Origin of the sequence: Heminiphilus faecis (genome assembly GCF_008728965.1) — a bacterium.
In the GTDB taxonomy this organism is placed as follows: domain Bacteria; phylum Bacteroidota; class Bacteroidia; order Bacteroidales; family Muribaculaceae; genus Muribaculum; species Muribaculum faecis.
Genome location: NZ_VSMC01000001.1, coordinates 1 through 25,826, shown reverse-complemented (window position 1 = coordinate 25,826; position 25,826 = coordinate 1). Strand labels below are relative to the sequence as shown.

Genomic DNA, 25,826 nt, shown 5'->3' with positions numbered 1-25,826 from the left:
TATTGACTTATTAGTATCTTTGTATAATCAACCAATTCAATGTCATGATAAAATTACTGTCGTTTGCCTGTGTTGTTGCCATGAGCACCATATCGGTAGGGGCCAAAACTCCTTATTGGCTCGATCCTGAAGTAAATGAAGTGAATCGCTTGCCGATGCACACGTCCTATTTTGCATATGAGTCAGCTGACAAGCTCGGACAAGGTAAGGTGTCGAGCGATAATTACCGCTCACTTGAGGGCACTTGGAAGTTCAATTGGGTAAAAGACGCCGACATGCGGCCCACAGATTTTTACAAGCCCGCTTTCGATGACTCTTCATGGTCGGTCATCGAGGTGCCCGGCATGTGGGAACTCAACGGGTTCGGCGATCCGATATATGTCAATGTCGGCTATGCTTGGCGCGGACATTTTGCCAACAATCCTCCCGAAGTGCCGTTAAAAGACAATCATGTGGGCACATATCGCCGCGAAATCGAGATTCCCGCCGACTGGAAGGGTAAAGACATAATAGCGCATTTCGGCTCGGCCACTTCCAACATAGAGGTGTGGGTTAACGGCAAGTTTGTAGGTTACGGCGAGGACAGCAAACTCGCACAGGAATTTAACCTTACCCCGTATGTGAAACCCGGCGAAAAGAATCTTATCGCGCTGCAGATGTTTCGTTGGAGCGACGGTACTTATCTGGAGGATCAGGACTTCTTCCGCTTCTCCGGACTTGCCCGCGAAAACTACCTTTATGCGCGCAACCGCAATCGCATCGAGGATATACGGGCCAACGGCGACCTCACATCGGATTATCGCGACGGAGTGCTCACGGTTAGCGTTGATGTCAAAGGTTCGGGCAATCTTGACCTGAAGCTGATGGCTCCCGACGGAAAAGTGGTGGCCGCCTATGAAAAGCCCGGAGTAAAGGGTAAGGTAAATGTAACTCTCGATGTTGAGAATCCGCTTAAATGGACCTCCGAGACTCCCGATCTGTACACGCTTGTGGCTACTTTCTCGAAGAAAGGACAACCTGTTGAGATAATACCCGTCAATGTCGGCTTCCGCAAGATTGAGATAAAGAACTCGCAGCTTCTTGTCAACGGTCAGCCGGTACTTATAAAGGGTGCCGACCGTCATGAACTCGACCCAGATGCCGGTTATGTGGTGTCGACCGAACGTATGCTTCAGGATATAGCCATGATGAAGGCTCTTAATATAAACGCCGTGCGTACGTCGCACTATCCTAACGATCCGCGTTGGTATGACCTCTGTGACCGTTATGGTATATATGTCGTGGCTGAGGCCAATATAGAGTCACACGGTATGGGCTACGGCGACAGGACACTGGCCAAAAATCCGGCATACCGCAAGGCTCATCTTGAACGCAATGACCGAAATGTAAAGGCTAATTACAATCATCCGTCCATAATAGTGTGGTCGCTCGGTAACGAAGCCGGCTACGGACCTAACTTCGAGGAGGCTTATGAGCTTGTAAAAGCTTCCGACCCTACTCGCCCCGTACAGTATGAGCAGGCGGGAAAGACCGGTAAGACCGATATTTTCTGCCCGATGTATTACGGTTATGGCGGTTGTGAGAGCTATTCTACCGATGCTTCCTTTGTCAAGCCGCTGATACAGTGTGAGTATGCCCATGCCATGGGTAACTCCGAAGGCGGTTTTAAGGAATATTGGGATCTTGTCAGGAAGTATCCCAAGTATCAGGGCGGCTTTATCTGGGACTTCGTCGACCAGTCGATAAGGTGGCGTGGCAAGAACGGTCGTGTCATATATGCTTACGGCGGTGACTTTAATCCTACCGATGCTTCCGACGGCAATTTCTGCGACAACGGACTTATATCGCCCGACCGTGTTCCCAATCCACATGCTTACGAGGTACAGCGCGTATATCAGAACATATGGACCTCTCTTGACAAGCCCGGTCGTGTTAAAGTGTATAACGAAAACTTCTTTACTGACTTGAGCAATGTGGCCCTTCAGTGGGAGCTTCTTCACAACGGCGTTGTAGAGCGTCGCGGTGAGGTTGCCGACATTGATGTGGCTCCCCGGCAGAGCGCATCCGTTGACCTTGATTACGGCAAGATATGCAATTGCGGCGAGTGGCTGCTCAATGTGGCTTATGTGAACAAGTCGCGCGACGGTCTTCTTCCTGCCGGTTCTGTCGTGGCACGTCAGCAGCTTACGCTTATCAATGCCCCGTCTCGTCATCATACGGCAAAGGCAGAGGCTCCGGCGGTCGTGATTTCCACCGATACCGTCAAAGGCCCTCATTTCATGATTGCCTTCAATAAAGCCTCCGGCTTTATTTCCGAGTACGTGTTTGACGGTACGCAGCTCCTTAAGGATGGTGCAGAGATTACCCCCAACTTCTGGCGCGCACCTACTGACAACGATTACGGCGCAAATCTTCAGAAAGAGTACCGCGCATGGCTGAACCCCGAGATGAAGCTTGTCGGCTTTACTCAGGAAGAAGTCGGCGGCAAGGCCCTGTTCTCGGCTTCCTATGACATGCCTTCGGTAAAAGCGAAAATGACTGTGACGTATACTATAGACGGTAACGGTGAAGTAAATATCGTGGAGAAGATGACCGCCGACAAGAACGCCAAGGTGTCGGGGCTCTTCCGCTTCGGTATGCAAGTGCCTATGCCCGCTTCGTTTGAGACTGTTGAGTATTACGGACGTGGTCCGGGCGAGAACTACGCTGACCGTCAGCAGGCTTCCGATCTTGGCATATATCGCCAGACCGTGTCGGAGCAGCCTTATCCATACATACGTCCGCAGGAGACCGGTACTCGTACCGACCTTCGTTACTGGACAGTGCTTGATGCTTCGGGTACGGGAGTTAAATTTACCGCGGCCAAGCCGTTCTCCGCATCGGCGTTGCACTACTGCATATCGACTCTTGACGGCGGCAAGGACAAGACCAATACCCACTGGGGGGAACTTGACGCCGATGACGTGACCAATGTATGTGTTGACCTTAGCCAGATAGGACTCGCCTGCGAAAACAGTTGGGGAGCTCGTCCCCGTCCGGAGTATATGCTGCCCTATGGCGACTATACGTTTGACTATACGATAACCCCTGTAAAAAACAATTACGGAGTTAAGGCCGGTCATTGACAGACCGCCGGCTCTATTGTAAAAACATATAATAGCAATTACGCATAATGGCGTTGATTGACAGACCTGATAATACCCACGGCCGTATTGCGGCCGTGGGTATGTTTGATGGAGTGCACGACGGACACAGGAGTCTGTTCGAGACTCTGTCGGCTCACGGACGCCGGCTTGGGCTGAAGCCTGCGGCGGTGACATTTCGCAGTCATCCGCGTACTCTTACTTCCGGCAGCAATATGGCTATGCTGTCTACTCTTGACGAGAAACTCCGGCTTATCGAGGCCGAAGGTGTCGATGTCATATTGCTTGATTTCGACGAAGATTTGCGCATGATGCCGGCTGGAAAATTTATGGCTATGCTTGCCCGCGATTATGGTGTAGAGGCTATGGTGATCGGATTTAATAACCGTTTCGGCCATGACCGTCCCGATTCTATCGAGGCATATGGCGAGCTTGGAAAAAAATGCGGCATAAAGGTCTTTGCCGCCGATGAATTCAAGTGCGGCTCCGTGTCCAAGGTGAGCTCTTCGGCTATACGGAGTCTGCTCGGCGATGGTCGCGTTGAAGAGGCGGCCTGCCTTCTCGGACGTCCGTATGTGATAGAGGGTTCGGTGGTGCATGGCAAGGAACTCGGCAGGAAACTCGGTTTTCCTACTGCAAATATTGAGCCTCTGTGTCACGGCATTCTTGTCCCTGCCAATGGGGTTTATGCCGTTCGTGTAGCTCTTGCCGACGGCAGTGTGTGGCCCGGTATGCTGAACATAGGTCATCGTCCTACCGTGGATGGCGATGACGCGCCGCGGTCAATCGAAGTGCATATAATAGGTTTTGACGGTGATATTTACGGCTCCCTCGTCGCCGTGGAGTTCGTAGCCTTTCTTCGTCATGAACAGGCTTTTACGTCGCTTGAAGCCCTTAAAGGGCAGCTCGCCGCCGATGCCCGGCGTACTGTGGCTGCTGTAGGTTAGCGCATTAGTGCGCGGCCGCACCACACAAGTATCACTCCTATGATGACGCTCGCCAGAGTATACAGGAGCGCCGTTGTCCACTCCTGCTTGCCCCAGAGACTGTAAATTTCGGCCGCGAAAAGCGAAAACGTTGTGAAACCTCCGCAGAAGCCTGTTGTAAGAAGAAGTGTGTGCATAAGATGCAGTCGTTCTACAAGGCCCAAAAACAATCCTATGAGAAAACATCCTGTGATATTTACTAAGAACGTGCCGACAGGGAAGTCGCCCTGCCACCATCGTGCGCACCATTTCCCTACAAGATAGCGGCAACATGTGCCGACAAAGCCGCCGCATCCGGCTATAAGCATCTCCTTTATCATTATTCAATGTTATTTTTCTGTGATTATGATAAATTTAATATAATCAATCAAACTAATTATTATCCAGTATGTTCATAATATGAATGACGGCATGAAAGACATTACGCCTTACTGACCATTATTTATTAAAAACTTATTGAATTACAAACTTAACAATCATTTTTATGTTAGACAAAAATTTCCGAAATGGTGATGCAAAAACCGATACATTCGGCTCAAATGTAATGCTTCAGCCGTCTCCAGTACAGACTATTCCTGACGGGCCTACAAAGCCTGAGATCGCTTATCAGATGGTGAAAGACGAGACTTTTGCACAGACTCAGCCACGTCTTAATCTTGCGACATTTGTGACTACCTATATGGATGAGTACGGCACAAAATTGATGAATGAGGCCATTAATGTAAACTATATCGATGAGACGGAATATCCACGTATAGCATATATGAATGGCAAGTGTATAAATATTGTGGCTAACCTATGGAATACTCCGGAGACCGACACATGGAAGACCGGAGCCGTAGCTATCGGTTCGTCAGAGGCATGTATGCTGGGCGGTATAGCCGCGTGGATACGTTGGCGTGAGCGCCGTAAAGCAGCCGGTAAACCTTATGACAAGCCTAATTTTATAATTTCTACGGGCTATCAGATCGTTTGGGAAAAATTTGCCCAGTTATGGCAGATTGAGATGCGTACAGTGCCATTGTCTCTTGAAAAAACCACTCTTGATCCGGAAGCGGTCATTAAGATGTGTGATGAAAACACAATATGTGTTGTGCCCATACAAGGTGTCACATGGACAGGCCTTAACGATGATGTTGAAGCCCTTGATGCGGCTCTCGACGAATTTAACGCAAAGACTGGGTATGACATACCTATTCATGTCGATGCTGCTACCGGTGGTTTTATATTGCCGTTCCTCGATCCTGACAAAAAGTGGGATTTCCGTCTGAAATGGGTGCTTTCGATAAGTACTTCAGGTCATAAGTTCGGTCTTGTATATCCGGGCCTTGGCTGGGTCGTGTGGAAAGACAAGAAGTATCTTCCTGATGTGATGTCGTTCAGTGTCAATTATCTTGGTGCCGAGATACGCCAAGTAGGGCTTAACTTCTCGCGTCCGGCCGCACAGATACTCGGTCAGTATTACCAGTTTATACGTCTGGGATTCCAAGGCTACAAGGAGGTGCAGTTCAATTCATTGGCCATATGTCAGTATCTTCATGACGAAATTGCCAAAATAGACGCGTTTGTACCTTATTCCAAAGATGTGCCCAACCCGTTGTTTGCTTGGCTGATGAAGCCTGAGTATCAAAAGACAGCAAAGTGGACTCTGTATGATCTTCAGGACAAACTCGCACAGAAGGGCTGGATGGTTCCGGCTTATACAATGCCGGCCGATATCGAAGATATAGTGGTCATGCGAGTGGTATGTAAACAGGGATTCAGCCGTGATATGGCCGACCAGTTGTTGGCAGATATCAATTTCGCTCTCGGCGAACTCAATGCGTTGGAGTACCCGACTACTACCCGTATAGCTATGGAGAAGAACGTACCGTTGCAGACAAAGTCATTTAACCACACAGGACGATAGGTCTGATATTATAGATTATGAATCATCGGTGATTATGGCTTTATTCGCCGTAATCACCGCTTTTTATTTAGAAAGATGGAGAAGACTATAACTATAGACCAGATAGAGCAAGCCGCTCAGGAAGCTTTTGATGAAACAAAATCTTTATCGGGAGGCGTCAATGCGCATTATATACCTTATCTGGCAAATATTGATCCCGGCCTGTTCGGTATTAGTATAACTCTGCTTAACGGTAAGTGTATAAACATAGGGGATACGTCATATCGGTTCGGTATAGAGTCCGTATCAAAAGTGCCTACCGCTATATTGGTCATGCGACAGCAAGGACCCGAGGTGTTGTTGAATAAAATCGGAGCCGATGCTACGGGATTGCCATTTAATTCTATATTTGCCATATTATTGGAAAATGACCATCCTTCCACTCCTTTGGTCAATGCCGGCGCCATATCGGCTTGTTCTATGGTTTTGCCCGCAGGCGACTCTGCCGGTAAATGGAAAGCCATTGTGGATAACATAACCGAGTTGTGCGGCTCAGCTCCCGTATTGATAGAACAACTATATGAAAGCGAGAGTGCGACCAATTTCAACAACAGAGCTATCGCATGGCTGCTTAAGAACTACAATCGCATTTACGATGATGTGAATATGAGCTTAGACCTTTATACACGCCAGTGTTCGCTCGGTATAACGTCGGCCCAGCTTGCCGTCATGGCTGCGACCATAGCCAACAACGGGGTCAACCCTGTATCAGGCAAGGCGGTGTTTGACGAGGCTATAACACCGAAGATCACTTCTCTTATAGCTACCGTAGGATTTTATGAACATACAGGCGACTGGCTGTATACATCAGGTATTCCCGCCAAGAGTGGGGTAGGCGGCGGTGTGATCGGAGTATTGCCGGGAGTGATGGGCATATCGGCTTTTGCCCCGCCTCTTGATGAAGCCGGCAATTCAGTCAAGGCTCAGGCTGTCATGAAGTCTTTTGTAAATAAACTCGGACTTGGCATATTCAACGGCAATCGAGTAAGCGTAAAATATTAATTCACTCACCTCAACTATATTAATTATGGCTAATACAAATGTTAAATCGGCGGTGAAACTGGGTGTATTCACGCTGGTGATAATGAATGTCGTGGCCGTGGTGTCGCTCCGCGGACTTCCGGCAGAGGCTGAATATGGTGTCAGCTCTGCGTTTTACTATCTTTTTGCGGCGTTGGTATTCCTTATTCCGGTATCGCTTGTGGCGGCTGAGCTTGCTGCGATGTTTCCCTACCAGCAGGGAGGTATGTTTCGATGGATAGGGGAGGCATTCGGTCAGAAACTCGGGTTTCTGGGTATATGGCTTCAGTGGGTCGAGAGTACCATATGGTTTCCTACGGTGTTGACTTTCGGTGCCGTGTCGCTTGCATTCATAGGTATGGATCATGTGGCTGATTCTCATCTTGCCTCCAATAAAATCTATACTATTGTTGTGGTTCTTGCTATTTATTGGATAGCGACGCTTATATCCATGAAAGGACTTGGCTGGGTCGGTAAAGTATCCAAGATAGGCGGTATTGTAGGCACGGTAATACCAGCATGCATACTTGTTATTTTGGCTATAATATATTTATGTATGGGTGGTACGCCGCAGATGGATTTTCATGGCGACTTTTTTCCTGATTTTTCAAATTTTGACAATGTGGTGTTGGCCGCTTCTATTTTTCTGTTTTACGCCGGCATGGAGATGTCGGGCATACATGTGAGGGATGTCGCCAATCCTACCGTGAATTATCCTAAGGCAGTATTTGTAGGAGCTATAATCACCGTACTCATATTTGTTCTTGGCACATATGCTCTCGGAGTTATTATTCCGGCCAAAGATATAAATCTTGTACAGAGTCTTCTTGTAGGATTCGACAACTATTTCCAATTCATGCATCTTAATTGGCTGACTCCGGTAATAGCCATAGCATTGGCTTTTGGAGTGCTTGCAGGTGTGCTGACATGGGTGGCAGGTCCGTCCAAGGGTATTTTTGCCGTGGGACAGGCCGGGTATCTGCCTCCTTTCTTTCAGAAGACCAATAAGTCGGGTGTACAAAAGAATATACTTTATGTACAGGGAGGTGCCGTGACGTTTCTTGCCCTTCTGTTTGTGGTCATGCCTTCGGTAGAGAGTTTCTATCAGATTTTGTCGCAATTGACGGTACTGCTCTACCTTATCGCATACCTGCTCATGTTTGCCGCAGCAATCTATCTGCGTTACAGAATGAAAACTACCAAGCGTCCATTCCGTATAGGCAGTAAAGGCAACGGTCTTATGTGGATTGTAGGCGGTGTGGGATTTTTAGGTTCTTTGCTGGCATTTGTGTTAAGCTTCTTCCCGCCCGACCAGATACCGATGGGTTCGACGACAGTATGGTATGCCGTATTGTTCGGAGGAGTATTTATATTTGTGGTTGCTCCCTTTATAATACTTCATTTCCGCAAGCCGTCATGGGTTGATCCGAAGAGCGATTTCGTACCATTTCATTGGCAGACCGATTCCGAGTCGCAGGCTAAGCTTGCTGCCGCTGCCAAGGCTTTTGAAGAAAAGAACGATGTGACAACTGCCGATGCTCCGGCAAAGTGAACGTTTATCCAAACATAAAAAACAGGCTGTGTTTTGCACAGCCTGTTTTTTATACCAGTAAGCAGTCATCGGCGGCTCCAGCGGCCAAAAATTGATTTTTTGAACATAGCTTTGTTGCGGGCTGCCTCCTCGCTTCCGTATTCTATGGCGCGGTCAAAGTATTCTATGCCTCGAGGTATATCGGTGTCGGTGCCGCGTCCGAAGGCGTATGCTACGCCGAGAGCATTGAGTACCTGCGCGTCAAGCGGCTCCCATATTTCATCAACGATATCTTCGATTTCCGACAGGCGTCGATAGGCCATGTCGTCATCCTGAATCGTACCGAGACCGTCCTGATGGAGTATGGCCAGTTCGGCGGCCGGCCGCCATCGCCTCTCTTCATCGTAGCTGTCATATGACTTCCCGAGCCAGTAAACGGCCTTGGCATAGTCGCGAGTGACATTGCCCCGACCTTCAAAATAGAAGTTTCCAAGTTCAAACATGGCTCCCGGTTCTCCGGCTTCAGCTGCTATGTTGTAGTACTCAAACGCCTTGTCGAGATTCTGCGGAGTGCCATAGCCGCGTCCATAGCAGGTGGCAAGGTTGTAGGCAGAGCGCTTGTCGCCGAGGTCATAAGCTCTTCTGTAGTATATTAATGCTTCTTTTTCGCGGTTTTCGTATTCATCTTCGAGATACTTCCCGAAATCGCTGCATACGAGCGGGTCACCGTTGTCGGCAAGCTGTTGGAAATATTCTTCATATGTATCTTCGTCTATGTCGGCCAGTCCGGAGTCGTAGATGGTCCGGTAGTTGCCGAACGCGCATGACAATCCTGCATCAAATGATTTCTCATAGTATTCGGCTGCAATTGGATAAGCGAATTCATTATACTCTTCCTCGTCGTTGTACTTGTCGGCCTCTCCTTTCTCGATGATAAGATAGTCGCCCCAGAACATGGCGTTGCCTATCATGTAAAGGCAGAAGGCGTCGCCTCCTTTGGCTTGGTCAAGAATTTCGCTAAATGCTTCCTTGACTGAACTGAATGGCATGTCGCGCATTACTCCCGGAGTAAGATTGCCATTACGAAGGGCACAGAGTACTCCCGAGGCGCTCCCTCGGCGTACGCTCTCTTTTATTAATTGCGAGGCTCGGTCTTCGTCTACATCAAAGTCGCCTCCGCACCATACGTACTCTTCGCCCATATGACAGCGTCCAAGGTAGCAGAAGGCATCGGCATCGCCTTTGTTGGCCGCTTTTTCAAGCATGGCATAGCCCTGCTGCATCTTTTCTTTATTGAAACTTTTCCATATGAGGTCGATGGCTGTTGCGACCTCGGGACTGTATGTACCGTTCATGATATGGTTAAATTATGTCGTTTTATTGAACACCCTTCAATTCTTTAAAATATGCTTCCACATCAAATTCCTCCCAATCGGGTGTCAGGGTCGGTAATTTGTAATTGTAGTAATCCGAGAACCAGTGGCGCACATGGCCTCCATAACGTGTATGAGTACGGAAGCCGACACGGTCGCCGTCAGAATTGTCGGCTGTAAGTTCTACTTTGTAGTCGTTGACTCCACCCGATACCTCGAGGTAGCCGTATTGTCCGGATGGTGCCTGAAGCATGACACTGCCGGCCATGCCGTTTTCGAGCATCTCTATGGCGGCTATTACGTCATCAAGGTCGAAACGTTCATACTCTTCGCGGTCAACGTATAGCACCTGCGGTTCAAGATAGTCAGAATCGGCAAGTCTGTATTGCATATGCCAGTCATCAATATCCGGAACAATGTCATTCTTAAAAAAGTCAGTGAGTACGGCTATGGCTTTTTCAGGAGAGCATGATCCCTTCTTTACATACCTTACGGAGCCGTTATCGGTAGAGTCGATATATACGGATATTCCCGCTTCCTCGCTGCCATCTTCATATCCCCATACTATGCTGTGGCACTGTCCTGATTTTGTTTCGACCGGTATGCAGCGTGTCAGTACTATGAGTCCGTGGCCAATGTCATGGACAGCATGACGTATGCTTTCGACGGTGACAAGTGATGTACGGGAGCCGTCGGCGCTTGTCGACATGACATATTCAGGTCGTGATGGACTGTTAACGGTCCGGGAGGATGCGTTGTGCGGGTTGAAGATTGATTTGATATTGTTCAGGAGTGACATTTTACTGACGGATCTTCGTATATCGTACAAATATAAATACGTTTAAGGGACTATGCAAAATATGGTTCAATAGTTTTGCGAAAAAAATGTTGTGGTTTCGAAATATAAATGTATCTTTGCGAAACGAAACTTATGCGTTAACTAAAATTTAATATATGAAGAAGGTGCTTAACTTAATTGCGGGGTTATTGGTATTGTATATACCGGTGACGGGGCAGACACTCCTTTCTACTGACGGTAATCTGTCTATGACATTTTCATTGACCGATAACGGTACGCCACGGTATTCGCTTGATTACAAATCAAAGCCGGCAGTCAGGCCGAGTAGTCTCGGCTTTAAACTGAAAAAGGGCGGTGACCTGAAAGACGGCTTTGAGATTGTGTCGGTCGATACGGCTTCGGTCGATACTACATGGCGGCCCGTGTGGGGCGAGGAGGCCGAGATACGCGACAACCACCGTGAAATGCTTGTGAATCTACGTCAGAAGTCTACCAACAGGCTTATGTCGGTACGTTTCCGCCTGTTCGATGACGGTCTCGGTTTCCGTTATGAATTTCCCATGCAGAAGAAGTTAAGTTACTTTGTTATTACCGACGAGCTTACCGAGTTTGCCATGGCCGGCGACCATGAGGCTTATTGGATACCTGCCGATTATGATACTCAGGAGTATGAGTATACGCGTAGCCGCCTGTCGGACATAGCCTCGCTTGCCGACAGTGTGACCGGTCCGACCTACATATGGGTAGACCGTCCGTCAGATAAGGCCGTGCAGACATCATTGCAGATGAAGACCGACGACGGACTGTATATAAACATACATGAGGCTGCTCTGGTCGACTATCCGTGCATGCACCTTGAACTTGACAACACCAACTTGGTGTTCAAGTCATTGCTCACCCCCGACCCTGCGGGCGATATGGCTTATATGCAGACCGATTGCGTGACTCCATGGCGTACGGTGATTGTAAGTGACGATGCCCGCGACATACTTGCCTCGCGCATAACCCTTAACTTAAACGAGCCGTGTAAAATAGAGGATACGTCATGGATAAAGACATGCAAGTATATAGGCATATGGTGGGAGATGATTAACCGGAAAAGCAAATGGAGCTATACAAATGACCTGCCTAATATACACCTTGACAAGGTTGATTATAATAAAGTGAATCCTCACGGACAGCACGGCGCCACTACTGATAAGGTAAAACGTTATATCGATTTTGCCGCCGAACACGGTTTTGACGGTGTTCTGGTAGAGGGCTGGAATACAGGTTGGGAAGATTGGTCCAACAAGATGAAAGACGAGGTTTTTGATTTTGTCACCCCTTATCCCGACTTCAATCTGCCGGAGATACGCGATTATGCCAAGTCAAAGGGAGTTAAGATGATAATGCACCATGAGACATCAAGTTCTGTGCGTAACTACGAGCGCCGTATGGATGAGGCTTACAAGTTTATGAAAGACAACGGCTATGATGCTGTAAAGAGCGGTTATGTCGGCAAAATCATTCCGGCAGGGAGCAATCATTTCAGCCAGTGGCTTGTAAACCACTATCTTTATGCCGTGAAAAAGGCCGCTGACTATAAGATTATGGTTAACGCACATGAAGCGGTGCGTCCTACGGGATTGTGCCGTACATGGCCCAACCTTATCGGCAATGAATCGGCTCGCGGCTCGGAATATCAGGCATTCGGAGGCAGCAAGCCGAGTCATACCACCATCCTGCCTTTTACTCGCCTTATCGGTGGTCCGATGGATTATACTCCCGGTCTGTTTGAAAACAACATATCAAAATATAATCCTAAGAACAAGTCATGGGTCAATACGACGCTCACCAATCAGTTGTCGCTTTATGTGACCATGTCAAGTCCGCTCCAGATGGCGGCAGACCTGCCGGAAACCTATGAGCAATTCATGGATGCATTTCAGTTCATCAAGGATGTGGCTCTCGACTGGGACAAGAGCTACTATCTTGAAGCCGAGCCTATGGAGTATCTGACCGTGGCCCGCAAGGCAAAGGGCGAGGACAAGTGGTTTGTCGGAGGCACAAACGGAGCTGAACGCAGGGTATCTGATGTGTCTTTCGGTTTCCTTCCTGCCGGCAAGTATAAAGCTACGATATATCGCGACGGCAAGGATGCCCATTACCGCACCAATCCTCAATCCTATATAATAGAGGAGAAGATCGTGACGCCTAAATCACGCATAAAGATACCGGAAGCGCCGGGTGGCGGCTACGCCATATCGATAGTTCCCGCAAAATAGCAGCAATGATGATATAGTTTAAGTTAGATAAGTTGGTATAAAAATGTGAAAGGCGGCACTTGTCAGGTGTCGCCTTTCTTATTCTGTCAGCGGCAAAATACGGTTAATACAGATATGGAGAAGCAATCTTTTAACAACCGTTTTTTACAGTGCCACCTTTCTATGTGTTTGATAATTGCCGGCCGATTAACGGGCGAGTAGTTTCAATAACTGTTCGGTCGCGTTTTTAGTATCGACTTTCGTGATTATGTGGGTCACATGATGGTCGGCATCGGTGATGAATGTCGTGCGCACGGTGCCCATGTACTCGCGTCCGGCCATCTTTTTCTTCTGCCACACGCCGAATGCCTGATTGACCGTTGTGTCGGGATCGCTTAGCAGTATGAACGGCAAGGAGTATTTGTCGGCAAACTTCACGTGGCTTGCCACAGAGTCTTTGCTTATGCCTATTATCTCGTAGCCCAATGCTTTAAGCTCGCCGTAGCCGTCGCGTATGGAGCATGCTTCGGCCGTACATCCGGGAGTGTTGTCTTTCGGATAAAAATATATTATCAGCGGCTTGCCGGCAAAATCGGCTGCTTTTATTTCACGTCCCTCCGTATTCAATCCGAGTACTTCGGGTATTTTGTCACCTGTCACCATTGTTGCCGGTTTATACGGTTAGTATCTCTTTTTCCTTTGCGGCAAAGAGCTCGTCGATTTTCTTCAAGTATTTGTCATGAAGTTTCTGGGCTGTGCCTTCCGCATCTTTTTCTACGTCCTCGGGCATGCCCTGCTTTATTGCTTTCTTAAGGCCTTCTATGGCATCGCGACGTGCGTTGCGTACCGATACCTTGGCATTTTCCGCTTCGGCTTTTGACTGTTTTACAAGTTGCTTGCGGCGCTCTTCGGTAAGTGGCGGTATGGATATACGTATGATTTCACCGTTGTTTTCGGGGGTTATGCCGAGTTCAGAGTTTATGATGGCCTTTTCAATTTCCTTGAACATGGCTTTCTCCCAAGGGGTAATGGTGATTGTACGCGCATCGGGCACGCTTACGTTGGCCACGTTGGAGATAGGCACGGCACTACCGTAGTATTCGACACGTATGCCGTCGAGTATTTTCGGATTGGCTTTGCCTGCACGTATGTGAGCGAGTGATTCGTCAAGATACGCTACCGCCATTTCCATTTTTTCTTCGGCGGGGTCGAGATAAGTTTTAACGTCAGTCATAATGGTATGTATTTTGATTTGTTAATAGACAAGAGTACCGATGGATTCTCCGGCAAGGACTTTTTTTAGGTTGCCGGGGGTGTCCATGTCAAATACGATTATCGGCAGACGGTTTTCTTTGCAGAGTGCCGTGGCCGTGAGGTCCATGACTTTAAGTCCGCGTGTATATACTTCGTCATAGGTGATTTCCGAGAATTTGGTGGCTGTCGGGTCTTTCTCCGGATCGGCGGTGTATATGCCGTCGACACGTGTGCCTTTTAGCATAACGTCGGCTTCGACTTCGATGCCTCGCAGAGCAGAACCGGTGTCGGTGGTAAAGAACGGATTGCCGGTGCCGCCTGAAATGATGGCTACCTTGCCCTCTTTCATGGCTTCAATGGCGCGCCACTTGCTGTAATGCTCTCCGATGGGAAACATGTTTATGGCCGTAAACACTTTGGCCGGTTGTCCCGAGGCCTCAAGCGCGGAGCTGAGTGCGAGCGAGTTGATGACAGTGGCCAACATGCCCATCTGGTCGCCTTTAACCCGGTCGAAACCTTTTGACGCTCCGCTCAGGCCGCGAAATATGTTGCCTCCGCCTATGACTATGGCTACCTGAACTCCCGATGCTGCCACATCCTTTATCTGCGCGGCATATTCGTTAAGACGTACTGTGTCGATTCCGTAACCTTGCGCCCCCATGAGCGACTCTCCGCTTAGTTTCAGCAAAATGCGCTTATAATTTGTTCTCATGTCGATACATTATATATTATAATTGTTTATCTTTACAAAGATAATGCAACAGAAGCGAAAAATGCAATTAAGCCATGCGGAAAAAATTATTTAGCGGAGAAAATAAGCGTGTTGTGTATGTTGCCACGGTTTTGGTGACATTGATGTTTTCATTTGTATCGCAAGCCGCCGTGAATTCGCGCGACTATAAAACTGTGGCCGCCAAAGCGGCGAGGTTTTTTAAATACAAAGATTGGGCTAATGCCGCAGCCATGTATGAACTTATGCTTGAGGACAGCGCCAAAGTGGTCGATACATACAGTCATGCGATTGTTGTGGCGGCCATGAGGAAGCTGCCCGATTATGAGATTTCGCTTCTTGAACGTGCTCAGCAACAGCTTATACCTGTCGACTCCATATACTCCGGCGTGAGGCGTGTAAGTTTCGCTATGGGACAGACTTCGCTGTATGAAGAATTCCTCATGCTTGTAAAGGACAGGCAGCCGTGGCTTAAACGCAGTATAGAAAAACAACTGCTCAGCTACTATGTGTTTCGTCGCAATGCGCCCATGATAATCGAGTACAGCAAGATAATGCTTACCGGTGCTCCCGACAATCGGCAGTATCTTGCTTCTTTGGCCGACGGCTATATGTGCGCGGGCGATGAGGCCCAAGGCATAGATGTGTACAGTAAATTGCTGTCACTGTATCCCGACGATTACGATACTCTGCTTATATTGGGTAATTATTATTATATTAAAGGCGAAAAAGAGCCGGCCCTTAGTTATCTCTTACAGGCCGACTCTATAAAGTCAACTCCTTATGTCATGGAGTTGGTCAAAAGTCTTTCATCGCCTGACTGACACTGCCGTCAAGCGCTTGTGCGATGATGTCATCGCGTGGCTTCGTATATCAGCTTGGGTATGTCGGTATTGTTGTTTACGCCGGTGAATTTATCAGCTCCAGCTCCAATGGCAAATACCGGTACGGGATTGGCCGTATGGCTGCTGTTTATGAAAGCGGTGCCCACTTGTTTGTTATATATCTTGAATATTTCTACTACAAATGCATTATATACATTGTATAATGCCTTTTCACTCAGTGCCGTACGCTCGATAAATGTGCGGTTGAATGTATTGTGCAGACTTTCGGTCGTTTTTTCGTCTAAGGGTATTGCTCCCCATAAGCCGAGTTTGTCCGAGAGCATCGACTTCATCTCCTCCCATGTAACAGGTGTGTTATTCTCGAGCAGGTTGCGGCAGTAGTCGGTTAGGAGGTCTTTGCTTATGCGCTGGTTGTCGATAAGGCCGAGGCCGCCTTTGGTCTTGCGTGACAAGGCCATGCCACCTGTATCATGATCGGCCGTGACTACGATAAGAGTCTCGTCAGGATGTTGCAAATAAAAATCGTAGGCTATTTTTATGGCATCCTGAAAGTTTAATATCTCTTTTATCACACCTCCGGGGTCGTTGGCATGTGCGGCATGGTCTATGTTGCCCCCTTCGATCATCATGAAGAAGCGGTCGGGAGAACGACGGCTCACTTGGGCGAGACCGGCGCGGGTGAGTTCAGGCAGGGTCAATGCCCCGGGTATAGAATCGATTGTATAGCCGATGTCATTATTGTTGCCCCATACACCCTCCGGGCTTAGGATTATCAGCCGTTCGGCATCTGTGTTCTCGTATCCGTCTGTGCCGTACAATATTTTTATTCCTGATTTTTTGAGCATTTCGGCCGCTGCGTTGGGGTGTCCTTCACTGTCTTTAAGTCCACGCAATGAGGCTCCGCCCATGAATTCGTAGCCTGACTTTATGGCATCTTCATCAATGCCGGCGTGCATTCCGCGGTCAAGACGATTGGCGTAAAATGCCGCGGGGGTGGCGTCGTCGGGTGCTACCGACGTGAGTATGCCCACTCCCCAGCCTTCATCCTTGAGTGTGCGGGCTATGGACTTGTAGTGGGTGGTTGAGTCGGGTGACATGGCTATCATGTAGTTGTTGGTCTTGAAGCCGGTAGACAGTGCTGTGCCGGCCGCTGCAGAGTCGGTCACTGGCGATGAGGCGGAGTAGGTCCATGCATGTGAGGCTACAGGAAACTGCATCATAAGCAACGGCTCTTCGTTTCCAAGCACCATGCGGTTGTAGTATTGTGTGGCATTGACATGGCCCATGCCCATGCCGTCGCCGATAAAATAGAAAACGTATCGTGCTTTTGCTCCGGCCACGGTAGCTGTCGCAATCAGCAGTGCAAGAAGTATAGATCGGTAGTATTTCATAATAACTGTTGTTAAAAATATTATTTCATATTATTAAGATGTAGTAGCGAGTCTATAACGCGTCGGTCGTTGTTTAGCCGCGGTACTTTGCGTTGCCCGCCGAGTTTTCCTGTTGAGGCGAGCCATTCGTCAAAGACTCCCGGGCGCCCTTTGACTATACTTAGCCGGTCCAAAAACAGATTGCCCGCGCGTTTTGCCTGATAGTCGGAGTTCTCATGGCATAGATGGCGGTCGAGAGTGTCGGCAAAAGCCTCTATGTCGTCAGGCTCCCGGTTGAACTCGATTAGCCATTCATGGCGACCTCTCGACTTGTCGCCGGCATAAACCGGAGCAGCGGTATAGTTGGTTATGGCGCAGTCGAGTTCACGGCATGTCGAGGCTATGGCGGCATCGGCATTGTATACCATCAACTCTTCACCGAATGCATTGATATAGTGCTTGGTGCGTCCCGATATTATTATTTTGAGCGGATTCACCGATACTACTGTCACGGTGTCGCCCAGTGCATAGCGCCACAGCCCGTTGCATGATGTGATGATCATGGCGTAAGTATGCCCTTCTTTCACCTCCCATGCCGGAAGAGCCCGGGGAAACTTGTCGTCGACTTCGTCGGTAGGGATGAATTCGTAGAATATGCCTAAGTCAAGAAGCAGAAGCAGCGACGGGTCGTCGATTTCAGACTGTACGGCGAAGAAACCCTCTGAAGCGTTGTAGGTTTCGATATAACGCATCCGTGAGCGGTCGGTGATGTGTGCATACTGCTCGCGGTAAGGCTTGAACGATATGCCGCCATGGAAAAAGACTTCAAGATGTGGCCATACATCATGTATGGTTGCGGCTCCGGCGGCGGTTATGACTTCTTTAAGCACGGTCAGAAACCATGACGGTACGCCCGATATATTAGTGATGTCGCTGCGCATCGACGCTTTGACAAGTGCAGGAAGTTTCTGCCGCCAGTCTTCCATGAGGGCTATGCGCTTTGACGGAACTCTGACAAGATTGACCAGCGGGCTGATGGCATCGATAAGGTTGGCTGACAGATCGCCTACTTTTACTCCTGCGGGAAGTGTGAGCTCGTTGGCAAAACTGCCTCCGAGTATGAAGCCTTTTCCGTCAAACATGCGGCTGTCCGGATAGAGATTAAGGTAAGTGCTCACTACATCGCTGCCGCCCTGATAGTGGTTGCGGCGCAGCGAGTCGGCGGTGACGGGTATATATTTGCTTTTTCCGTCAGAGGTACCTGACGATTGGGCAAAACGTCGGGTTGTTCCTGGCCACAGTATATTCTTTTCACCTGCTATCATGCGCTCTACCAACGGCCTTATGTCGGCATACCCGCTTACCGGAACATGGCTTCTGTAGTCGTCATAGCAATTTATGTTAACAAAACCGTAGCGCTCTCCGACGAGTGTGTCGCGGGCGTTTTTCAACAGCATGCCGAGCTGCGAGCGTTGTGTGTCCCGAGCATGCATTGTTGTATATGTTATAGCGCCGATCCGCTTCAAAAAATGCGGTCGGACGAGCGAGGTTAAATTCATTGACTGTTTTTAATCGTAATTCAACAAAGTTACACTAAATTTGTTGAAAAATTAAACGCATCTTTAAGATTATAACATTAATTAAAGACAGTATGAAGAAGACCTTTTTATTGGGGATTATGCTTACGGTGCTATCGGTGTGCTTGGTGTCATGCGATGACGAGGACTATGATCCGATAAACGCTCCGTTTCTCGGAAGCTGGATTCAGGATGACGGAAGCAGCCGGTTCATTTTTGATAGCGACGGCTGGGGCACTTACAGTGACTTCAGCGGTTCATACAGTTTTACTTGGGACTGGGATGACTATGAAGTGGAGATATACTTTCAGAACGGCGATGAGTGGGACTATGGCTGGGACATGGAAGGGCCTGCCAACCTGATTCTATATGATGACTATATGGGCGTAGAACTGTACTACACCCGTTTTTAGAGTTTATCGGGTATGTCTTTACGGAAAGCGGTGCGGCGGCGGTGTTGGCGACGTTCAAAAAACTTCCACTGTTGCTGCACGTTTTCGTTTTCGGCAAGTTCGGGATTGCTCTCTGCCCATCGATAGCCGTTTTTAATATATACCGGTATCAGGTCGGTAAATAGCAGTGCGTTCACACCCTTGCTCTGATACTCTGGTTTTACAGCCACGAGCAGAAGGTCTACAGTGTCGTTGGGGCGGTAGAGTGCTTTTAGCAGATGTGTCCAGCCAAACGGAAACAACCGTCCGCGCGACTTCTGCAGCGCCCGCGACAGCGACGGAATGGATATTCCCACTCCCACCAATTTGTCGTCGGCGTCAACTATGACACACACATTTTCAAGTCGCAGAATGGGAAGGTATATGCTTATGTAGTAGTCAATCTGCCTTTTTGTCAGGGGCGAGTAGCCGTACAGACTGTCATATGCCTCGTTGATGAGTTCAAACAGTGCCTGTCCATACTGCTCTTTCAGCTTTTTTGAACTTGTAAACTTTATGGTGCGAAGTCTGTATTTGCGCCTTACTATGTCGCCTACGCGCTGAAGCTGGTTGGGAATTCTGTCGGGAACGGTCATGCGGTATTCCACCCATTCGGCATCACTTCTGAAGCCGAGGCGTTCCATATGGCGCGGATAATATGGGTAGTTGTATATAGTGGCCATAGTGCCGAGTTCGTCAAAGCCATAGGTGAGCATGCCTTCATGGTCCATGTCGCTGAAGCCCATTGGACCTACGATGGAGTTTAGACCCTGCGACTTGCCCCATCGCATCAGTTCGTTGAACAGTGCGTCGACTACTTCGTCATCGTCTATGAAGTCCATGAAGCCGAAGCGCAGATCGTGCGATCCTGTGCGGTCGTTGACGATTGAGTTCACGATGCCGGTTATGCGGCCTACGGGTTTGCCGTCGCGATAAGCCATCCATGACTTTGCCGTGCAGTACTCGAAAGCCGGATTTTTGTCGGGCGACAATGTGTCTATTTCGTCGTATATAAGTGGTGGTACAAAGAAGTCATTGCCTTTATACAGGTCTATGCCAAACTTGACATACTCCTTGAGCTGCGATCGGGTAGAGTCGATTTCTCTTATTTCAACTGACATTGTGATAGCTATTTTACGTTTTCAATCGACGGTCGATTGTCGGCCGATGCCGGATGGCGGGTGTTTAACCAAGCGAGCATTACGATCATCAATGAAAGAAAAACAATCAGTAAGACGTATAGTTGATTGCTTGACCGGTGTTCAAGTGCGAGGTGCAGGTCCTGAACATCGCGGTAACGCTTGTCGGGATCAGGCTCCATGCACTTTTTGGCCACTTTGCGGAGTAGTGTGTTCTTACCCTCCACATGGTCGAGTGCTTCGTTGAGTACGAGGCCGTAGTTATATATGTCTTCCGACATGTCGGCCGGCTCCATGTGTTTCAATTGATCAAAGCCTACGTCTATCAGTTTCAGATTGCCTATATTCTCTGTGAAAATTATAGTTTCAGGACGTATCGGATGATGTACGATGTGATTGGCCTGTATGTAGTCGATTGCATCAAGAAGGTCGTGGCGTAACTTTTGTATTATCTCCGGAGTCACCTTGTTTTCGTTCATCAATTTGCGGAGCGAGTCGCCATATACGTCATCGGTGATGATGCACTTGCCCAGCCCGGGTATCTCCTCGAAGTCGTTGATCATGACGATGTGGGGATGGGCGAGGTTATAACGTACTTCAAACTCTTTTTCAATCATCGCCATAAAGTCGGGGTGGTCGGCATATTCCGGCTTAAGGGTCTTGAGCATCACCCATTTTCCGTATTTTTTTGCCGTATATACGAGATAGTATTCCTCCTCCCACTCGGGAAGAAGCGTTATCTCGGTCCATTTCTCGGCAGAGGGCTGTGGTGCGGCTTCGTTCTTTGTCATCGGTTGAAACGTTGTTTGAATGGCAAAAATACAAAAGTTTTTTATTAAATGTCGGGTATAGGTATCTACTTTTAATTACATAACCCCGATTTTACGAAATTTTATGACGCCCCGTCATAAAATCAGGGAATTCATAAGGCGTATGGACGTGAGTCAGCACGCGGTATTTATGTATCACATAACACGGAGCACAACAATTCTGTAGTGCTCCGTGATGAACTTGCGGTAGTGCCTGAGCAGCGCCTATACCGTAAAAGCGGGTCGAGAAATCAGTATTGTTCTTTCTCGTTGGGAAAATCGCGGGTTTTGACATCATCGATGTAGTGGGCCACGGCGTCGTTGATGACTGTCGACAGGTCGGCGTAACGGCGTAAGAAGCGCGGTGAGAAGCCTTTGTTTATGCCAAGCATATCGTGCATGACGAGTACTTGACCGTCAACGCCTCCTCCGGCGCCAATGCCGATTACGGGTATCGACACCTCGGCTGCTACGCGTGTGGCGAGTTGCGCCGGTATTTTTTCAAGAACGAGAGCGAAGCAGCCTATCTCTTCAAGCAATTTGGCGTCAGCGACGAGTTTCTCGGCTTCGGCCTCCTCTTTGGCGCGCACTGCATAGGTGCCAAACTTGTTGATGGACTGCGGGGTGAGTCCGAGATGCCCCATGACGGGTATGCCGGCACATAAAACGCGTTCGATAGATTCGCGTATTTCAGCTCCTCCTTCCATTTTCACAGCTTCGGCATGGCTTTCTTTCATGATTCTTATTGCCGAAGCAAGTGCTTCCTTACTGTTGCCCTGATAACTGCCGAATGGCAGGTCTACCACCACAAGCGCTCTCTTGACGCCTTTTACCACTGACTTGGCATGATATATCATCTGGTCAAGGGTAATGGGCAGGGTGGTTATGTTGCCTGCCATGACGTTAGAGGCGGAGTCGCCCACGAGTATAACATCCATGCCGGCTTCATCAATGAGTTTTGCCATTGAGAAGTCGTAGGCTGTAAGCATGGCTATCTTTTCGCCGCGGGATTTCATCTCGATAAGGCGATGAGTGGTCACTTTGCGTTGGTCTTCTGTGTAAGTTGACATTTTGTTATTGTTTAAAAGGACGCGCAAAGTTACCTTTTATCTTATTGACAAACAAATATAACTGTTTTTTATTAGGCATGCACAAAATAATAGTATGCCGACTTGCATTATTGCAATTATTGAAGTATTTTTGCAATGTAAAACCACCTCAATTATGGAAACATCACACTCTCAGGATGCAATAATAGGCCGTATAAGGCATATAATGCAGTTGCAGCATCTCTCGCAGTCACAACTTGCGAAAACGATTGGCATAGACGCCTCCAATGTGTCAAAGTACCTTAGCGGGCGACTGCCTGTCAGCGAGGCTCTGCTCAACCGCATAGTCGTGAACCTGAACATATCCAAAGACTGGTTGCGCGACGGTAAGGGATTGCCGTTCGACAAAGTGTCGCGGGCTATGTCCGTGTCGTCGGGAGAGGTAGCGGTGTCGTGTATCAACGAGGGTATTCCGGTTTACGATATAGATGTGGCTGCCGGATGTACCGAGATGACGCGTGCGTTTACAGAGGAGAATGTCATAGGCCGGCTTAATTTCCCCAATCTGAATCCCGAATGGATTGTGGTCAGGGCCAAGGGCGACTCTATGATGCCGAAAATTAACAATGGCGGTTATGTGGCTTTTTTGCCTCAGAGTGATCTGCAGAACATATTGTGGGGGCAGATATATGTCGTGGTTATGGAAAACCGTAGGGTGGTGAAGTATGTGCGGCGTCATCAGGAAGATCCGTCAAAAGTGGTGTTGCGGAGCGAAAACCGCAATTATGATGACATGGACGTGGCTATCAATGACATATGCGCGCTTTATGTGGTGGAACGTATTATTAATATTCAGGATTGTGTCTGAACGATAAAGTAGTTTAACATGGGAAAAAACAAGTTGAAAAAATTTAGCGACATGGAGTCGATGGAGTGTGTCTTTCAGTATCCTTTCAGCGTATTGAAGGAGCAGGGATTCCCTATGAAGGGCCGTTGGCATTCTGATTACTTTCACAATGACAATCCTGTCATACTCGAGCTTGGTTGCGGCAAGGGTGAATATACGGTAGGTCTTGCCTCGCGGTTTCCCGATAAAAACTTTATCGGTATAGACATAAAGGGTGCGCGGATGTGGTCGGGTGCATGTCAGGTACGCGACCGTAAGATGGGAAATGCCGCATTTCTGCGTACGAGCATAGAGCTGTTGCCATACTTTTTCGCTCCCGGGGAGGTAGACGAGATATGGATAACGTTTCCCGACCCGCAGATGAAGAAAGTCAACAAACGCCTGACAGGTACGCGATTTATGCGACTTTACCGAGAGGTCCTTAAGGACGGAGGCCGGGTGCATCTGAAGACCGACAGCCCGTTTCTGTATACTTATACAGGCATTATGGCCCGTCATAATTCGTTGCCGCTTCTTGCCGACACATGCGATCTGTATGGCAATCCGCAGGGCGTCGACGATATTCTCGGCATACGCACTTTTTACGAGCAGCAGTGGCTTGACCGCGGGCTGACCATAAAGTATATATCATGGAATTTGCCGGCGCAGGGTGAACTCTCCGAACCGGAAGTAGAGATAGAACCCGACACATATCGCAGTTTCTCACGCGGGGAGTTGCAATGCCCCGAACTTTGCAACCCGCAGGTGCGTATTAAAAACAATGACAAACAATAAATATAACAATATGGAGCCTATTTATCCGAAACTTATACTTGACGCACTTGCTACGGTGCGTTATCCCGGCAACGGGAAAAATATAGTCGAACTCGGCATGGTTGAGGACGATATACGTATTGACGGCAATACAGTGAGCTTTTCCCTGATATTTGACAAACCTACCGACCCCTTTGTGAAGTCGGTTGTCAAGGCGGCCGAGACCGCCATAACTACTTTCATATCGCCCGAAGTGGATATTAAGGGCCGCATCGCTGCCAAATTCCGCAATAGCGGTCCGGCTCCTAAACCTGAAAACCCGCTTCCCGGTGTGAAAAATATTATCGGCGTGTCGTCGGGCAAGGGTGGTGTAGGCAAGTCGACTGTGGCAAGTAACCTTGCCGTGGCTCTCGCGAGGCTAGGTTATAAGGTCGGGTTGCTCGACGCAGATATTTTCGGCCCCTCTGTGCCCAAGATGTTTGGTGTAGAGGACGAGCCTCTTTATATGGAGAAAGTGGGGGGGCAGGATTATATCGTGCCCATTGAACGCTACGGTGTGAAGCTGTTGTCGATAGGCCTTCTTATGGAGCGTGACGCGCCGGCGTTATGGCGCGGAGCCATGGCGTCACGTGCGCTTAATCAGCTTATTACGCAGGGTATGTGGGGCGATCTTGATTATTTCCTTATAGACATGCCTCCCGGCACGAGCGATATACATCTTACTTTGGTGCAGACTCTTGCCATTACCGGAGTTATAATTATAAGTACGCCGCAGGAAGTGGCCTTGGCCGATGCACGTAAAGGCATAGGCATGTTTACTGATGATAAGGTAAATGTGCCCGTACTTGGTATTGTGGAGAATATGGCGTGGTTTACTCCGGCTGCTCATCCTGACGAGCGCTATTATATTTTTGGCCGGGACGGTGCTGTGGAACTTGCCCGCCGGCTGAAGGTAAAGCTGCTCGCCCAGATACCCATAGTCGGTTCTATATGTGAAGGCGGCGACAGCGGGGAGCCTATCGCGCTCAGGGAGTCGATAACCGGCGAAGCGTTTATGACTCTCGGTCGTGCCGTTGTCGAGGCTGTAGACGAACGCAATGACTCTCTGCCCGCCACTTCAAAGGTCGAGACTCACTCATAAACTGCATAATGAACAAAGCATGGACACCCTCGGATGTCCATGCTTCATTGTAAGTAAAACGGATTGTTGTTATTATTTCCCAAGAGCCTCTTTTACCTTGTCGGCGGCATTTTGGGCTGCCTCTGCGGCTTTGGCCTTGGTATTGTCTACCGCCTTGGCGGCAGCATCCTTGACGTCAGAAGCCTTATCACTCACAGCATCTTTTACATCAGATGCTTTAGCGGCTATGGAGTCGCCGGCAACTTCTGCGGCATCCTTGACATTATCGACAACAGAGTCGGTAGCATTCTTGATCTTGTCCATAACTGGTGTGGCCGACGGATCCTTTGCGGCTATAACCGGAGCTACTTCCTGCAGATAAACCTGTGCTGCGCTGTCCTTGCCTTCCTTGATTAATTTTTCAGCATAGGCCTGAGCCTGTTGTACGTAAACTTTCATGCTGTCCGGATTGGTACAGCTTTCGATTTTTGCCTTAAGATCGGCACCTTCATCCTTGGCTTTTTCAGTTGTTGAGCACGCAGCCATGACGATAGTAGCGACAACCGCTACAGAGAGAAATAACTTCTTCATAAGTTTAAAAAAATAAAAATACCATTTACGACTATAACACATAAACTTGAAAATGTTTCATCTCATAGTGAAAAAATAGGCAGGTTGGACATTTGGGGTGATGGATTGTATATCAAAAGTGCTAAGTGGACATTTTGGGTGATAACCGAGCAGTAGTCAATCTGTGTTGGGCGTTCTAATAGTGCCTTTTGAGATATTCATCTAT

Annotated in this window: 23 protein-coding genes; 11 read left to right on the top strand and 12 right to left on the bottom strand. The window is 48.5% G+C overall.

The window, feature by feature from the left end; translation table 11 throughout:
* Positions 1-44 precede the first annotated feature (44 nt).
* Both FW767_RS00115 and ribF read left to right on the top strand, forming a co-directional pair.
* Positions 45-3,125 carry a glycoside hydrolase family 2 TIM barrel-domain containing protein gene (locus FW767_RS00115; RefSeq protein ID WP_121698360.1) on the top strand — a complete coding sequence of 1,027 codons (3,081 nt, stop codon included), beginning with the start codon at positions 45-47 and terminating at the stop codon, positions 3,123-3,125.
* A gap of 47 nt (positions 3,126-3,172) precedes the next feature.
* Entirely contained in the window at positions 3,173-4,090 is a 918-nt protein-coding gene (gene ribF / locus FW767_RS00110; protein ID WP_121698359.1) for a riboflavin biosynthesis protein RibF, read from the top strand.
* Here ribF and crcB read toward each other — a convergent pair.
* Complete coding sequence (crcB, locus tag FW767_RS00105) at positions 4,087-4,449, bottom strand: fluoride efflux transporter CrcB (protein WP_121698358.1); 363 nt, start codon at positions 4,447-4,449, stop codon at positions 4,087-4,089. The two genes, ribF and crcB, sit on opposite strands and share 4 nt — an antisense overlap.
* Before the next feature lie 164 nt (positions 4,450-4,613).
* Here crcB and FW767_RS00100 point away from each other — a divergent pair, with 164 nt between their 5' ends.
* The 3 genes from FW767_RS00100 (at position 4,614) to gadC (ending at position 8,649) form a co-directional block, all read left to right on the top strand.
* The gene (locus FW767_RS00100; RefSeq protein WP_121698357.1) at positions 4,614-6,038 is read left to right on the top strand and encodes a glutamate decarboxylase; all 1,425 of its coding nucleotides are present in this window, start codon (positions 4,614-4,616) and stop codon (positions 6,036-6,038) included.
* Positions 6,039-6,113: 75 nt separating this feature from the next.
* Positions 6,114-7,079 (top strand): glutaminase A, encoded by a 966-nt coding sequence (gene glsA / locus FW767_RS00095; protein WP_121698356.1) that lies wholly within the window; start codon positions 6,114-6,116, stop codon positions 7,077-7,079.
* Between the two features lie 25 nt (positions 7,080-7,104).
* The gene (gene gadC / locus FW767_RS00090; protein WP_121698355.1) at positions 7,105-8,649 is read left to right on the top strand and encodes a putative glutamine/gamma-aminobutyrate antiporter GadC; all 1,545 of its coding nucleotides are present in this window, start codon (positions 7,105-7,107) and stop codon (positions 8,647-8,649) included.
* Positions 8,650-8,714: 65 nt separating this feature from the next.
* Here the strand turns inward: gadC and FW767_RS00085 are convergent, their stop codons facing one another.
* Positions 8,715-9,983, bottom strand: a complete 1,269-nt coding sequence (locus FW767_RS00085; RefSeq protein WP_121698354.1) for a tetratricopeptide repeat protein — start codon at positions 9,981-9,983, stop codon at positions 8,715-8,717.
* 22 nt (positions 9,984-10,005) lie between these two features.
* Entirely contained in the window at positions 10,006-10,800 is a 795-nt protein-coding gene (locus FW767_RS00080) for a hypothetical protein (protein ID WP_121698353.1), read from the bottom strand.
* A gap of 155 nt (positions 10,801-10,955) precedes the next feature.
* Here FW767_RS00080 and FW767_RS00075 point away from each other — a divergent pair, with 155 nt between their 5' ends.
* Complete coding sequence (locus tag FW767_RS00075; RefSeq protein WP_121698352.1) at positions 10,956-13,067, top strand: glycoside hydrolase family 97 protein; 2,112 nt, start codon at positions 10,956-10,958, stop codon at positions 13,065-13,067.
* A 186-nt stretch (positions 13,068-13,253) separates the two neighbouring features.
* On the opposite strand, the gene bcp is transcribed toward FW767_RS00075, so the two are convergent.
* The 3 genes from bcp to pyrH are packed head-to-tail and all read right to left on the bottom strand — an operon-like array spanning position 13,254 to position 15,012.
* A complete protein-coding gene (gene bcp, locus FW767_RS00070) occupies positions 13,254-13,709 on the bottom strand; it encodes a thioredoxin-dependent thiol peroxidase (RefSeq protein WP_121698351.1) in 456 nt (151 codons plus the stop codon).
* Between the two features lie 10 nt (positions 13,710-13,719).
* The gene (gene frr / locus FW767_RS00065) at positions 13,720-14,280 is read right to left on the bottom strand and encodes a ribosome recycling factor (RefSeq protein WP_121698350.1); all 561 of its coding nucleotides are present in this window, start codon (positions 14,278-14,280) and stop codon (positions 13,720-13,722) included.
* 21 nt (positions 14,281-14,301) lie between these two features.
* Positions 14,302-15,012: a UMP kinase gene (gene pyrH, locus FW767_RS00060; RefSeq protein ID WP_121698349.1), complete on the bottom strand. Its 711-nt coding sequence runs from the start codon at positions 15,010-15,012 to the stop codon at positions 14,302-14,304.
* Between the two features lie 74 nt (positions 15,013-15,086).
* On the opposite strand from pyrH, the gene FW767_RS00055 reads away from it, so the two are divergent.
* Positions 15,087-15,854: a tetratricopeptide repeat protein gene (locus FW767_RS00055; RefSeq protein ID WP_147438702.1), complete on the top strand. Its 768-nt coding sequence runs from the start codon at positions 15,087-15,089 to the stop codon at positions 15,852-15,854.
* Positions 15,855-15,883: 29 nt separating this feature from the next.
* Here the strand turns inward: FW767_RS00055 and FW767_RS00050 are convergent, their stop codons facing one another.
* Complete coding sequence (locus tag FW767_RS00050) at positions 15,884-17,266, bottom strand: alkaline phosphatase (protein WP_121698347.1); 1,383 nt, start codon at positions 17,264-17,266, stop codon at positions 15,884-15,886.
* A gap of 20 nt (positions 17,267-17,286) precedes the next feature.
* Positions 17,287-18,804, bottom strand: coding sequence for a GH3 auxin-responsive promoter family protein (locus tag FW767_RS00045; protein ID WP_121698346.1), 1,518 nt, complete (start codon positions 18,802-18,804; stop codon positions 17,287-17,289).
* Positions 18,805-18,896: 92 nt separating this feature from the next.
* Between FW767_RS00045 and FW767_RS00040 the strand changes: the two genes are divergently transcribed.
* The gene (locus FW767_RS00040; protein ID WP_147438701.1) at positions 18,897-19,235 is read left to right on the top strand and encodes a hypothetical protein; all 339 of its coding nucleotides are present in this window, start codon (positions 18,897-18,899) and stop codon (positions 19,233-19,235) included.
* On the opposite strand, the gene FW767_RS00035 is transcribed toward FW767_RS00040, so the two are convergent.
* The 3 genes from FW767_RS00035 to panB all read right to left on the bottom strand — a co-directional run bounded on the left by FW767_RS00035 (position 19,232) and on the right by panB (position 22,271).
* Positions 19,232-20,374, bottom strand: coding sequence for an N-acetyltransferase (locus FW767_RS00035; RefSeq protein ID WP_121698344.1), 1,143 nt, complete (start codon positions 20,372-20,374; stop codon positions 19,232-19,234). The genes FW767_RS00040 and FW767_RS00035 overlap by 4 nt on opposite strands.
* An 8-nt stretch (positions 20,375-20,382) precedes the next feature.
* On the bottom strand, positions 20,383-21,183 hold the full coding sequence (locus FW767_RS00030; protein WP_121698343.1) for a protein kinase domain-containing protein: 801 nt from the start codon (positions 21,181-21,183) through the stop codon (positions 20,383-20,385).
* A gap of 269 nt (positions 21,184-21,452) precedes the next feature.
* Positions 21,453-22,271, bottom strand: a complete 819-nt coding sequence (panB, locus tag FW767_RS00025; RefSeq protein ID WP_121698342.1) for a 3-methyl-2-oxobutanoate hydroxymethyltransferase — start codon at positions 22,269-22,271, stop codon at positions 21,453-21,455.
* 154 nt (positions 22,272-22,425) lie between these two features.
* Here panB and FW767_RS00020 point away from each other — a divergent pair, with 154 nt between their 5' ends.
* From FW767_RS00020 to FW767_RS00010, 3 genes are read left to right on the top strand one after another with little or no spacing between them, the layout of a single operon-like run.
* Positions 22,426-23,118, top strand: a complete 693-nt coding sequence (locus FW767_RS00020; protein WP_205523747.1) for an XRE family transcriptional regulator — start codon at positions 22,426-22,428, stop codon at positions 23,116-23,118.
* A gap of 18 nt (positions 23,119-23,136) precedes the next feature.
* Entirely contained in the window at positions 23,137-23,931 is a 795-nt protein-coding gene (gene trmB / locus FW767_RS00015; protein ID WP_121698340.1) for a tRNA (guanosine(46)-N7)-methyltransferase TrmB, read from the top strand.
* On the top strand, positions 23,918-25,051 hold the full coding sequence (locus FW767_RS00010) for an Mrp/NBP35 family ATP-binding protein (RefSeq protein ID WP_369863177.1): 1,134 nt from the start codon (positions 23,918-23,920) through the stop codon (positions 25,049-25,051). The genes trmB and FW767_RS00010 overlap by 14 nt, the downstream gene beginning before the upstream one ends.
* A 72-nt stretch (positions 25,052-25,123) precedes the next feature.
* Here FW767_RS00010 and FW767_RS13260 read toward each other — a convergent pair whose 3' ends face one another.
* The gene (locus tag FW767_RS13260) at positions 25,124-25,621 is read right to left on the bottom strand and encodes a hypothetical protein (RefSeq protein ID WP_235897893.1); all 498 of its coding nucleotides are present in this window, start codon (positions 25,619-25,621) and stop codon (positions 25,124-25,126) included.
* Positions 25,622-25,826: the final 205 nt, after the last annotated feature.